Source organism: Bacillus sp. BPN334 (genome assembly GCF_008368885.1).
GTDB classification, from domain to species: Bacteria; Bacillota; Bacilli; order Bacillales; family Bacillaceae_G; genus Bacillus_A; species Bacillus_A wiedmannii.
In genome coordinates this window covers 382,296-395,880 of the sequence record NZ_QOZW01000008.1, presented here as the reverse complement: position 1 = coordinate 395,880, position 13,585 = coordinate 382,296, and the positions used below count along the sequence as shown (strand labels likewise).

12 protein-coding genes are annotated in these 13,585 nt (G+C 32.5%); 9 read left to right on the top strand and 3 right to left on the bottom strand.

Annotated features, from left to right (window positions below):
* Window positions 1–64 precede the first annotated feature (64 nt).
* Both DN393_RS14135 and DN393_RS14130 read left to right on the top strand, forming a co-directional pair.
* The gene (locus DN393_RS14135; RefSeq protein ID WP_088046637.1) at window positions 65–772 is read left to right on the top strand and encodes a response regulator transcription factor; all 708 of its coding nucleotides are present in this window, start codon (window positions 65–67) and stop codon (window positions 770–772) included.
* On the top strand, window positions 769–1,752 hold the full coding sequence (locus tag DN393_RS14130) for a sensor histidine kinase (protein ID WP_064475336.1): 984 nt from the start codon (window positions 769–771) through the stop codon (window positions 1,750–1,752). Before DN393_RS14135 ends, DN393_RS14130 begins: the two co-directional genes overlap by 4 nt.
* A 465-nt stretch (window positions 1,753–2,217) precedes the next feature.
* Here DN393_RS14130 and DN393_RS14125 read toward each other — a convergent pair whose 3' ends face one another.
* Complete coding sequence (locus DN393_RS14125) at window positions 2,218–2,844, bottom strand: DUF6518 family protein (protein WP_098111716.1); 627 nt, start codon at window positions 2,842–2,844, stop codon at window positions 2,218–2,220.
* A 367-nt stretch (window positions 2,845–3,211) separates the two neighbouring features.
* On the opposite strand from DN393_RS14125, the gene DN393_RS14120 reads away from it, so the two are divergent.
* Window positions 3,212–4,111, top strand: a complete 900-nt coding sequence (locus tag DN393_RS14120; protein WP_098111715.1) for a LysR family transcriptional regulator — start codon at window positions 3,212–3,214, stop codon at window positions 4,109–4,111.
* 72 nt (window positions 4,112–4,183) lie between these two features.
* Here the strand turns inward: DN393_RS14120 and DN393_RS14115 are convergent, their stop codons facing one another.
* On the bottom strand, window positions 4,184–5,173 hold the full coding sequence (locus DN393_RS14115) for an aldo/keto reductase family protein (RefSeq protein WP_064475339.1): 990 nt from the start codon (window positions 5,171–5,173) through the stop codon (window positions 4,184–4,186).
* Window positions 5,174–5,689: 516 nt separating this feature from the next.
* On the opposite strand from DN393_RS14115, the gene abc-f reads away from it, so the two are divergent.
* The 5 genes from abc-f (at window position 5,690) to DN393_RS14090 (ending at window position 11,626) form a co-directional block, all read left to right on the top strand.
* On the top strand, window positions 5,690–7,318 hold the full coding sequence (gene abc-f, locus DN393_RS14110; protein WP_149173630.1) for a ribosomal protection-like ABC-F family protein: 1,629 nt from the start codon (window positions 5,690–5,692) through the stop codon (window positions 7,316–7,318).
* A gap of 20 nt (window positions 7,319–7,338) precedes the next feature.
* Entirely contained in the window at window positions 7,339–7,932 is a 594-nt protein-coding gene (locus DN393_RS14105) for a GNAT family N-acetyltransferase (protein WP_098102334.1), read from the top strand.
* 274 nt (window positions 7,933–8,206) lie between these two features.
* Window positions 8,207–8,977: an ABC transporter ATP-binding protein gene (locus DN393_RS14100; RefSeq protein ID WP_098102333.1), complete on the top strand. Its 771-nt coding sequence runs from the start codon at window positions 8,207–8,209 to the stop codon at window positions 8,975–8,977.
* Window positions 8,952–10,886, top strand: coding sequence for an ABC transporter permease (locus DN393_RS14095; protein WP_149173629.1), 1,935 nt, complete (start codon window positions 8,952–8,954; stop codon window positions 10,884–10,886). The genes DN393_RS14100 and DN393_RS14095 overlap by 26 nt, the downstream gene beginning before the upstream one ends.
* A 68-nt stretch (window positions 10,887–10,954) precedes the next feature.
* Window positions 10,955–11,626 (top strand): lipoprotein BA_5634 family protein, encoded by a 672-nt coding sequence (locus DN393_RS14090; RefSeq protein ID WP_149173628.1) that lies wholly within the window; start codon window positions 10,955–10,957, stop codon window positions 11,624–11,626.
* A gap of 75 nt (window positions 11,627–11,701) precedes the next feature.
* On the opposite strand, the gene DN393_RS14085 is transcribed toward DN393_RS14090, so the two are convergent.
* A complete protein-coding gene (locus tag DN393_RS14085) occupies window positions 11,702–12,043 on the bottom strand; it encodes a DUF3914 domain-containing protein (protein ID WP_098102331.1) in 342 nt (113 codons plus the stop codon).
* A gap of 268 nt (window positions 12,044–12,311) precedes the next feature.
* On the opposite strand from DN393_RS14085, the gene DN393_RS14080 reads away from it, so the two are divergent.
* A complete protein-coding gene (locus DN393_RS14080) occupies window positions 12,312–13,553 on the top strand; it encodes an esterase/lipase family protein (RefSeq protein WP_149173627.1) in 1,242 nt (413 codons plus the stop codon).
* The last annotated feature ends 32 nt before the right edge of the window (window positions 13,554–13,585 follow it).

Genomic DNA, 13,585 nt, shown 5'->3' with positions numbered 1-13,585 from the left:
AAACAGGTAGTATTTATTTTATATCATTGAATATAAGATTGTGGATTAAAAAAGGAGTAAAATGATGGTTAAAATTATGATTGTAGAAGACGATATGAAAATTGCAGAACTATTATCAACACATGTCGCGAAATACGGGTATGAAGGAATTATTGTATCGGATTTTCAAAATGTATTAAACATTTTTTTAGAAGAACAACCAGAGTTAGTTTTATTAGATATTAATTTACCAAGTTTTGATGGGTACTATTGGTGTCGTCAAATTCGCGGAGTTTCTACATGTCCGATATTATTTATTTCGGCTCGTGAAGGCACGATGGATCAAGTTATGGCGCTTGAAAACGGTGGCGATGATTTTATTTCAAAGCCCTTCCATTACGAAGTGGTAATGGCTAAAGTTCGTAGTCATTTAAGACGTGCTTATGGAGATTATGCACCGAAAATAGAAGAACGGATGGTTGAGCAACAAGGTCTTTGTTTATATCCTGAAAGGCTTGTATTGAAATTGCGTAATCAAGAGATTGATATAACGAGAAATGAAGCCATTTTATTAGAAATGTTAATGAAAAATTATCCGCGTGTTGTGGGTAGAGAAGTGTTGTTGAATAAATTGTGGGATAGCGAATCCTATGTTGATGATAATACATTAAGTGTAAATACAACACGTGTGCGAAAAAAGTTAAAAACTTTACAGATTGAAGATGCGATTGAAACAATTCGTAGTGTCGGTTATAGATTACATATTACTTGGGATACTGGTATGGAGAAATGATAAGATTATTTATTCGTGATCATATACCACTTATTTGTTTTACAGCAATCCAATTACTAGCCATATTTCTTGTATATTGGTTTGATGGGCATAACCATATTGCAACGGCATTATATGCAATGTTTTTAGGTGTCTTTTTTATGGTAGGCTATTTAGTATTTCGTTACTTTACTCATCGTACGTTCTATGAAAGATTAGCAAATCCGTTGTACTCTTTGGATGAATCTGTTCAAAAATCAGATTTTGCAGTTTTATCTACTGCGCTTCAAGAACTACTTGAGGTACAATATCGCCATTATCAAAATCAGCTCCAGATACAAGAGAGAAAAAATAATGATCATTTAACTTTTATGAATCAATGGATACATCAAATGAAAACACCTTTATCTGTAATAGAATTAATTACACAAGATGAAGTCGATCAGCGTTTTGAAAGTATAAATGAGGAATCAGATAGACTGAAAAAGGGATTAGAGATGGCTCTGTATGTCGCACGTTTAGAGGCATTTACACAAGATTTTTATGTGGAAAAAGTACAGCTACATAAAATAGTAAATGATTCTGTACATGAACATAAACGCTTCTTTATCCGAAATTTTGTATATCCAGAGCTTAAAATTGATAAGGACATTAGTGTAGAAAGTGATGCGAAATGGTTACAATTTTTAATTGGACAAATACTATCGAACGCGATTAAATATTCATCTGGTAGTCGAGAGAAGATTAAAGTAAAAGCTTGTAAGGAAGATAACAACGTTATACTTGAAATCATCGATTATGGCGTAGGGATACCGAAGCAAGATTTACCTAGAGTATTTAAACCTTTCTTTACAGGGGAAAATGGCAGAGATTTTAAAGAATCAACTGGAATGGGGCTATATCTTGTATATGAAATTACGAAACAATTAGGGCATAGTGTAGAAATCCATTCAGAAGTTGGTAAAGGTACCGTTGTACGAATTATATTTTTTAATGTGTAAATAAGTGATCTAGGCTAAAGAACTTTGGAGATAAGTTTTATAGACTTATTTTATCCCGCTTTAATGGGCAGTAAGACCCACACCTCAAAATTCAGCAAAAGCAAAGAAGTTAGGGATCAACTGCCCATTAAAGTCCAATTGGTTCAACTAATAATCAGTAGGGGATGGAGAAAACCCCCATTGATTAAAGTTTCACTTTATAGCGATTATATGAAATGGTAAAAGGTAATCTTAGTATGTATAATGACACGCTAATAAATACGATTGTTAAATTAGAAGTATTTAATAAAAAGCTGATAAATAGTTTTTGTAAGAAAAAAGCCACCCCTTTGAAAGAGATAGCTTCATGAATACATCCTATGAATAAGTGTATCAACCTTAATAAGTATAATGTTCGAATTCGTGATATGTTTTGTGGATTATAATAGAATTAGTCTTTTGTTTTTTCATGATACAGTATTGTAATTAAGTAAACAAACTTAATAATGTATATCCAATTAATCCTAAAATAGTGATAGGAACCATCATTAAGAAAGAAGAAATTCGATTAGCATTAGAGCGTTCTAACACAAGAATCAAGATAATCCCCACTATCACTTCGGTATATCCAACAGGTAACATGTGACTATAGTCTTCAAAATTTAAAAGAATGTGAAGTCCATCCGTTACAAAAACTCCACTAATAAGCGCGCTTCCGAATTTATGAAGTGGATTTGTAGTATCTTTCCATAGAAAACCTGCGATTCCAAAGATAGTTCCTCCTATAAATGCACATACAATCCATACAGATATAAAATAAATAGAGTGAGCTACATTTTTAATAGCTATTGCATAACCATAGTAGCCTAATATCATACCGAGTAGTGCAAGGGTGCCTGAAAGTATAGCTGTACGCTTAGAATAACTAAAGCTAGCCACAAAAAAGGATGGAACTAACCAAACGCTTCCTAGATTAGCTAATGAATTCCAATGTCCTGGAAGTATACTTTGCCCCAATTTAGTTAGTATACCAACAATAATCCCTACTATAATTGGGATGAGAAAAATCTTTAAAAACATAGTTAACTTTGTGATTTTTAATGTCCTGTCCATAAATTCAATCCTTACATTAGTATTTTCTGTAAACATATAATAGCTTATTGTAGGGGGATAATCAATAAAAATTTATCGAAAAACAATAAGAGATTGTTGGGTAACGAATAACATTTTGTTTTTATAATTAGGTGAATAAAATATCAAGAACTCGTTACTCAACCAAATGGTAAATCAAATAATATATGCAAGTAATGAAATTGCCCAAAACATGTAATTCAACTTAGTATAAATCTCTCGTATTTTGATGAAATGATTTATGATAAAAAAGAAACGAAAAGGGACTGATATAGTTTCTTCCTGTTTTTATTTACAATTTATTAGAAGGAGATATTTTTTACTAGTTGTGAATGATAGGGGGATTGTAATGGATATTCGAAAAATGAAATATTTCATAACGGTGGCAGAAGAATTAAATTTTAGTCGTGCAGCAGAACGTCTTATGATGGCACAACCTCCTTTAAGCCAAGAAATTCGTAAATTAGAAGATGAATTAGGGGTCCAACTTTTTCATCGAACAAAAAGAATAGTTGAGCTTACCGATGCTGGCAAAATATTTTTAGAAGGCGCGCGACAAACACTGCTTCAAGTAGATAGAACTATTAAGGAAACACAGCTTGCGGATGAAGGAAAGGTAGGACATTTAATCATCGGTTTTGTCGATTCTACAGAAACTGTTATAGACATATTAAAAACATTTCGAGAACGGTTTCCAAAAATTCAGCTTATATTACGCGAGATGACAACAGACCAGCAAATAAAAGCACTCTATGAAAAACAAATTCATATTGGATTTATTCGTTCTAAGCAGAATAATGAAATATTGTCTTCCGAAGTTTGTTCTAAAGAACGTTTAAAATTAGTTTTATATGAAAATCACGCATTAGTTTCGTTACCTAATATTTCTATTAAAGAACTAGTAGATGAACCATTTGTTTTATTTCCTCGTCATTTCGGTACTAACTTTTATGATTTAATTATTAGTTACTTTTGGGAACATGGAGTAAGTTTAAATATTGTTCAAGAAGCAATTCAAATGCAGACGATTGTTAATTTAGTTGCAGCAGGAATGGGGATTTCTGTCGTTCCATCATCGGTGGAGAGTTATAAAAAATCGGGAGTCATATATAAAGACATTCAGGAACATACACCGGAAATAAACTTATACGCTGGATGGAGGCAGGATGAAAAGTCTGTCGTGCTCGAGAACTTCTTATCAGTTGTTAGAGAGATTTATACGACTTCACAATTTGAATTTGAAAAGTAAAGGCCCATCTTGATTGGATGGGCAGTAGTGATTTGGGAAAGGTACTATATTTATTGTTAAGTCACTGACGATTTAACCTGTTTTACTTGGGTCATACTCAATGAAACCTTGTAGCACACTATCAATTTGACCCATAATTTCAGGTGACAATGTAATACTAGAAGCAATTACATTTTCTCTTATTTGCTCCGGATTGGAAGCGCCAATAATAGCAGAGGAAACAGCTGGATTTTGTAGTACCCAAGCAACTGCAAGTTGAGGTAGGGTGAGATGATTTTCTTGTGCAATAGGATTAAGTTTTTGTATAGTAGTAAGTACATTATCACTCATCCAACGTTGTACGAGTTTGTTAAAAAACGGTTTTCCCGCATCTGAATTAGCACGTGATTGGGAAGGAATTGGTTTACCTGGTTGGTATTTTCCAGTGAGAATACCTTGTGCGAGGGGAGACCAAACAACTTGACCAAGTCCTTCACGTTGACATGTAGGTATTATATCTGTTTCGATCACTCGCCATAACATCGAATATTGAGGCTGGCTAGCGATAAGAGGAATGTTCAATTCTCGGGCAAGTGCTGCACCGCGTGTGATTTGCTCCGATGTCCATTCACTTACACCTAAATAAAGGACTTTACCTTGTCTTACAAGATCTGAAAAAGCTAACATCGTTTCTTCCAGAGGAGTTGTTGTATCGAATCGATGTGCATAATAGACATCAATGTAGTCTGTATGTAGCCGTTGTAACGATGCATTACAATTTTCTATAATATGTTTTCGTGATAATCCACGATCATTTTTTCCAGGTCCGGTCGGATGGCATACTTTTGTACAAAGTTCTATACTTTCTCTGCGTATTCCTTTCAAAGAGCGACCAAGTACTTCCTCGGCAATAGTGTCCGAATAAACATCTGCAGTATCGAACGTTGTAATTCCAACATCTAATGCGGCTTTCACACATTCATTTGCAGTATCTTCATTTACTTTTCCGCCATGGTTTATCCAGTTCCCGTATGCAATCTTGCTTACTGTTAATCCACTGTTTCCTAGTTTGCTAAATTCCATTGTAGAATCCCTCCTTAAAAATGATAACTTTATTATAAGAACTGAAATGTAGTCTGTATAATATATAATTAATCTTAAATTTATATAAAAATTATATAAGAGGGGGTGCTTAGAAGTTTCTTGCTAGGGAAATCTAAGGCAAGTAGTACAACAAATGTAATTTGTGCTTGTTCAATTTGAAGTTAAGAAATGATAAATAGCCCTTGAAGAAAGTAAATTTTATAATAGCACATATAATTGCATTTACTCATAAAGTACTATCATGGTACAATATGGTTACTAACGACGGAAAGGAATGATGGGTGGACGATGATTAACTAATCTTATTTTTAAATGTTGAAATTCAATAAATTTCAATTTCTAAAAAATAGGATTAGTCTGCCCAATTTCCATACAACGGTATTGCTATTTATGTTGTGCAATAGCTTATTTGGGTATGAATATTTTAACGACTAATCCTGCCAAATTTATTTGGGAGGATTTTTTTATTCTCCCTTAATGAAAGGGATCGGTATTATGAAAGAACTATTAAAATTAAATGATGTTTATGTTGAAATAAAGGAAAACATTTTGTTAGAGAAAATGAATGTGACAGTAAAACAAGGGGATGTTATCGGATTAATTGGTAAAAACGGGGCTGGTAAATCAACGTTACTTCAATTAATAAATGAGAAGATTGAACCATCAAAAGGTACTGTTGAATGGATGCAAATGAATATGACAACAGCATATGTTGAACAAGAAAAAGAATTTTTCGTTAGTAAGGATATGATTGCAAAAGAAGCGGAACTTCTTGCAAGGTGGGGCGTGCCAACGAACGATTTTCTAAATTTAAGTGGTGGTGAAAAGCTAAAAGTTCGATTAGCAAAAGGATTTGCTGAAAATCCTAATGTATTAATATTAGACGAACCGACAAATCATTTAGATGAGATGAGTACGAAATTTCTCATTAAACAAATAAAAAATATGAAAGGTACAGTTATCGTCGTATCGCATGACCGATACTTTTTAGATGTTGTCGCAACTAGAATATGGTCAATTGAGGATAAGAAATTAATTGACCATAGCGGGAATTATACGAGTTATATGAAAGCACGTGAGCAGAAAAGAATGACGCAGCAGCGTGAATATGAAAAACAACAAAAAAAGATAGAACAAGTAGAAACGCATATAAAAGAATTAAGTTCATGGTCACAAAAGGCACATGCGCAGTCTACAAAACAAGAAGGAGTGAAGGAATTTTATCGTGTAAAGGCGAAGCGAATGGACGCGCAAGTTAAATCGAAACGAAAACGTCTTGAAAAAGAGTTGGAGAAAACGAAAGTAGAACGTGTGAAAGAGGAGTATTCAGTTGAATTTTCTATTCAAGCGAGTAAAAAAGTAGGAAAACGTTTCTTAGAAGTAAAACAATTGCGGAAAGAATTTAATAGACGAACATTATTTGAAAACGTTAATTTTACAATTCAGCACGGTGAGAAGGTTGCGATTATTGGACCAAATGGCAGCGGGAAAACAACTTTACTGAAGATGATTATGGGAACAGAAACTGTTGAAGGAGAAGTATGGATTTCACCTTCAGCAAATATCGGCTATTTAACACAAGAAGTATTTGATTTACCACTTGATAAAACACCAGAAGATTTATTTTATAAAGAGACATTTGAAGAAAGAGGAAAAGTCCAAAATTTAATGAAACGTTTAGGATTTGAATCTTCCCAATGGAAAGAGCCGATTCGACATATGAGTATGGGTGAACGAGTAAAGTGTAAGCTAATGGCTTATATTTTAGATGAAAAAGATGTACTTATTTTAGATGAACCGACGAATCACCTTGATCTTCCTTCACGTGAACAGCTTGAAAATACATTAGCTGAGTATAACGGAACACTTGTTATCGTTTCTCACGATCGATATTTTCTGGAGAAAATAACTAATACAAAACTCGTGTTTTTAAACAATACGATACAAAAGCAGCTCGATGAACCTACGAAAACAAGAGATGAAATTGAAGAGTTACGTTTAACGTTAGAAACAGAAAGACAAGAAGTATTAGGGAAATTAAGCTTTTTAACTTCTAAAGACAAAGAATATAAAGAACTAGATGAACGGTTTATGGACCTTACGAAGCAGATTAAGGCGCTTTAACGTAAGGAAGGGGGATTAAAATGGGAGAAGAGAGCTTGACTAAGTTATTTAAAATAGATTGTGGTGATATATACCTACAAGAGTTTGCGGTCAAAGATGCAGAGAGTATTTATAAAATATCAAATGAACCAGAAATAGAAAAGTTTTTACCAGACTGGAAATCAACGATAGAACAAAGAGTTAATTGGGTTACAAATGATGAAATACCAGAAAACAAAGCGTTTCTTCATGCTGTTAGAACTAGGACTAACATAGATGATCACATATTAAGACTAGGAATATTTAAGAAAACCACAAATGAATTTGTTGGATGGTGCTGCACAGGTATGAAAGATGAGCTTCCTTCACCGAACAGAGAAATTATGTATGCTGTTTCAAGTGAATATCATAATAATGGTTATGCAACGAAAGCGACAAAAGGCTTGATCGGTTATTTGTTTGAAAATACAAATGTGGATGTCCTTAACGCAATTGCTTTAATTAAAAATGTGCCATCAAATAAAGTTATTGAAAAATGCGGGTTTACTTATTTGGGTCAACAGATGATAGAAAATCAAATTTATAATCATTATGTATTGAGTAAATCCGGATGGATAAAAAATAGTGCTCTTTAAAGGGAGCGATTATGCAATGCAAAAAAGCTTAGAACTAAAACTCTAAGCTTTTTTGCATTTATATAATAAAGATTTGATATACAATTGTATTTTCTACCACTATACAATTATTATAAGATAGTTATGCGTTAATTTTAGTTTGAAAACAGTTTTATTGTCAGTTTTTTTAGAAATCTTACAAGCGTGTAAGATAAATGAAAGATGAATCAATATGAGCATTAAGACAATTCATTTACACTCTATTGTGAGAAGTGCAAATGAAGGGAGAATAGAAATGGAAATTTTACATGCGAAAAATATTAGTAAAGTATATAAAGGGAAAATACCTTTTAAAGCATTAGTAGATATTGATTTATCAATTCAAGAAGGTGAATTTATAGGGATCATGGGGCCATCTGGTAGCGGGAAAACTACATTATTAAATATGGTATCTACTATCGATTCTCCGTCCTCAGGAGAAATATTAATAAACGGTACAAATCCTTTCCAGTTATCATCAGAAGATTTAGCTTTATTCCGTAGGAAACAATTAGGATTTGTTTTTCAATCATTTAATTTACTTAGCACGCTTACAGTGAAGGAAAATATCGTATTGCCGATGACATTAGATGGCGTTTCTGTGCAAGAAATGAACAAACGCGTACAAGAAATCGCAGAGAAATTAAATATTACAGATATATTGAATAAAAGAACGTTTGAAATATCAGGAGGCCAAGCTCAAAGAACAGCAATTGCTCGTGCAATTGTTCATAAGCCGCAATTATTACTTGCAGATGAACCAACAGGGAATTTAGATTCTAAATCTTCAAATGATGTAATGGAGATGTTAGATACTCTAAATAAGGAAGAAAAAGCTACGATGATGTTAGTGACTCATGATCCGTATGCAGCGAGTTTTTGCAGCCGAGTAATCTTTATTAAAGATGGTCAACTATATAACGAAATTTATTGTGGCGAAAGCAGGCAAACATTTTATCAAAAGATTATGGATGTCCTTTCTTTGTTAGGAGGGAAAAGGCATGACTTTTCGTCAGTTCGCATTTAACAATATTTTTCGCAATAAGCGTACATATGCTGCCCATTTTTTAAGTAGTGCATTTTCTATTATGATTTTCTTTACGTATGCTCTTTTATTATTCCATCCTGATTTACAGGGGGAGTTGAAATCGACAAGTAAAACAATAAGTACATTTGGTACATTAGGATTTGAAGTTTCTCAAGGTTTGATTTTTGTCTTTTCATTCTTCTTTATTCTATATTCAGTGAGTTCGTTTTTAAAAACGCGTAAGAAAGAATTTGGCAGTTTAATGATGCAAGGTATGTCAATGAGACAGCTTAAGAAGTTATTGTTAATTGAAAATATGTTAATTGGACTTGGTTCGATTTGTATTGGGATTCTTATCGGCCTCGTATTTTCTAAACTAGTTTTATTAATAAGTGCCAGTGTATTAATGATTAGTAACGGCTTACCTTTTTATATGCCAGTGAAGGCGGTATTATTAACTGGCATCACGTTTCTATTCTTATTTTTAATTGTTTCGCTAGTTACTTTTAAAATGATAAAAGTAACAGAACTTGTGGAACTTATTCAAGCAGGGGAAAAGCCAAAGCCTGAACCGAAATCGTCAATTTTATTATCAATTTTTTCTTTATTTAGTATAGGATATGGCTATATTTTAGTATTTCGCTTTATCCCAAGTTATAGTTTTATTACGCTCGGAATGGGTGTGCTCCTAGTAATTATAGGAACGTACTTTTTATATACACAGTGTAGCGTTTATATATTGCATCTTGTGAAAAGGAGTGAATCTTTCTTTTTAAAGAGAACCAATATATTAACATTTTCAGAATTAATATACCGTATGAAAGATAATGCAACAATGTTTTTTATAGTATCTATTATTTCAGCAGTTGCTTTTACAGCAATTGGCACGACAGCAGCTCTTGGAAACAAAGATTTGGTAAGGATGACAAACCCGTATACATTTCTGTATACAGCTCCTGATAAAAATAAAATAACGGATAAACATCTCTCGATTATAAAAAAACATCTTGCTGATTCTAATATTCCATATCGAATGGCTTCCACTTCAGATATTTATACAGAAAGTAATGTAAATGTAATGAAGTTAAGTGAATATAACGAACTTGCGAGAGCACTCGGGTACCAACAAGAAACGATTGAAAAAGAAGATGAAATGTTATTAATCCCTGGAGTTGTATCACAAAAACAAGAGTTTAAAAATGGTGATTATAAAAAGAATATTGAAGTCATTCAAGGCGATTGGACAAAGACATTTCATGTGAAAAAAACTGTAGATAATTTAGTTTTGCCACACGATACGGAAGGGATTAATATTGTGATTCAAGATCATGTGTATGATGAAATTCCGCTTAATAGTAATCTAGATTTTGAAAATATTATTCAATATCGAACTTATGGATTTGTTGTAGATGATTGGATAAAAACAAAAGAGATTTCAAACCAATTAAGTGACATATTCGATCAAGATCCTAGAGACATACATTTTGAATTTAGAGCACTAACTATAGAGTTGTTAAGTGCAAAACAAACGAATGGGTTATTACTTATGGCAAGTGTTTTAGTTGGAATCGTCTTCTTTACTTTCGCTGCTAGTTTTATTTATTTCCGGTTATATACTGATTTGGACCGCGATCAGCAGCAATATAAGATGATTTCGAAAATGGGATTAAGTAAACGAGAGTTGAAAAAAGTTGTAACAAGACAATTAGTATTAATGTTCTTCTTACCGATTGTTATTGCAGTGATTCATACTGTGGTCGCTTATTTGGCATTACAACAATTAGTCGATTTTTCTATTATGAATAGCTCTATCATAATTTTAATTTCATTTATATGTATACAAGTTTTATATTTCTTTATAACTCGTTGGCGTTACTTACAAAAGCTTTATAAAACTATGGAACAGTAGAGAATATCAGCAAGTAAGATTGCAGAAAAGCATGTAAAAAAACATTTTGAGTTATGAAAGGAACTGTGATGAAAAAAACACTCTCTATTTTCATATTAAGTATATTAATTTTAATAAGTTTAAGTGCATGCTCTAAAAATGAAAACAGATTTCCAACTAACGGCGTATTAATCATTGGAGATGAGAATCATACTTCAACAATTATGAATCGTTATAAGGAAAATACGAAAGAACTTGAAGTTTTTTCGGTGAAAAAAGGTAAATTTGACCAAAAAAGGGTTTTAATGTTAAATGAATCTACTGCAAAAGCGATGATTAAAGCAAAAATTTTTCGTAAAAGAGATCATTCATCTCATTCTAAACCTTTAGATACGTTACCGAATTTTCCAAAAGAAAGTTCACTATTATTTATAAATGAAGAAGAAAAGAATATAAAAAGTATTGAAATAGAAGGAAAAGTGATACCAGTTACATATGATAGTGATGCTTGGCTTGGTAATAATCGAAATTATGGAACACTATGGTATGTAATTGTGGCGAGCAATAGTGTATATAAAGAAATACAGGCAAATGAAACAAAAATGCAACTTCTTCATCTGAAAAAATCTTTAGGTGACGAAAAACCTAAAATGTCGACAGATAATATATTGACTAATGAATATGTAAAAGTAAGAAAGTTAATTAAAGATTTTGAGGAAGAAGTATCAGTTCAATTTGTCACGATTGGAGAAAAATCATAAAAAAGGGTTCAAGGTTGATAGGGATTTTATCAGTCTTGAACCCTTTTTTATTTTAGACCATTTAGATAACATAATTTACATTACTTCATTTAATCGCGTCTCGCTCGGTTCTTCAATCGCATTTGAATTTTGAACTGAATTATTTTGAGATTCTTTTTCCTTACGAGACCTTTGTAGCATTTCAAGTATGATCCATAAAGGAACACCTTTATCTTTTAACATCTTCCATAAATCTAATTCGTTAAATTTATGCTCAGGTTGTTTCATTTCTTTTTCAGATGAACGAATATCAAACTTGATTGGATCATTTGATTTTTTATCTTCAAGTTTACTAGAAGAGATAATATTACGCTCAAGAGAAGTAGGGGTTAATTTAGTAGGTTGAGGTAGTGTATGAGTATTTATTCCGATTTGCATGCTTTTTCCTCCTCCTTAAGTAATGAAATTAGCTTTCTTATAATTTTTAAAGCTATTTAACTTGAGGAAACTAAACCTAATTATAAATTCAAATAATAAGATTTACAAGTTGTATTGTAAAAGGTAAATGCTTACTTGGATTAATATTTATCAACATTTGTGTATGTTTTCTGTATATACAATGTATATAAAATACTTTACATTATGTTTAAGTTAAAAACTTATTTTTAATAGAAATATGTAAACGTTTTATTAAGGGGGAGAAAGAATGGGGAAGTTAATTTTAAAAATATGTTTTTTCGCATTAGTGACTGTTTTTTCGTTCACAGTAAAAACAACATACGCTGAAGAGAAGCAACAAAATAATTACCCTATCATACTAGTGAATGGATTTGCAGGGTGGGGTAGAGAGGAAATGTTAGGGGTTAAATATTGGGGTGGTGTTCATGATATACAAGAAGATTTAAAAAGAAGTGGCTATACAGTACATACTGCTGCTGTTGGACCTGTTTCTAGTAACTGGGATCGCGCATGTGAATTATATGCGCAAATTAACGGTGGTACAGTAGACTACGGTGCCGCACATGCTGAGAAACATGGACATAATCGTTTTGGCAGAACTTATAGTGGTTTTGCATCGAATTGGAGTGAAACAAATAAAGTTCATTTAGTTGGGCATAGCATGGGTGGACAAACGATTAGAACATTAGTACAGCTATTAAAAGAAGGTAGTTTTGAAGAAAAAAATTATGTGAAAAATCATCCGAACACGAATATTTCACCACTATTTGAGGGCAAGAAATCATTTGTTCATAGTGTGACAACATTAGCAACTCCTCACAATGGCACGACACTTGCGGATGGTAGTCTTCTAGTACCGTTCGTTAAAGATTTGCTTATTACAGCTGCAAGTTTTGGAGGGAATAATAATTTATCGTTATATGATTTTAAATTGGATCAATGGGGTATAAAAAAGAATACTGGAGAGTCTTTTTTCCAATACACTGATCGTATTGTAAATAGTTCACTTTGGAAAGATACAAAAGATATAAGTCAATGGGATTTAAGTACAGATGGTGCAAAGGAGCTTAATAATTGGGTAAAGACGCAATCAGATGTGTATTACTTATCCTATAGTGGACATGCATCACAAGCAGCACCTATTACAGGTTTACATCTACCTCATATAACGATGAATAAAGTGTTAATGGGTAATGCATTTTTCTTAGGTTCCTATGCAAGATATGAAGAAAACCGTCCATTCATTGATACTTCTTGGTGGCAAAATGATGGTGTAGTAAATACAAATTCTATGATCGCGCCTTCTTCTAACACTTCGGTAAATAATACTGAGACTTTACAGATTGGAAAATGGAATCATATTGAAACGAAAGCAAATTGGGACCATCTCGATATGGTAGGACTTAGTGTTTCAGACACGTTAGGTTTTTCTAGCATTCAAGAGTTTTATAGAACAATTGCAGAAAAGTTATCAAGATTACCAAAATAGGTAATAATAAAGCGCTCTCGATGGAATTCGAG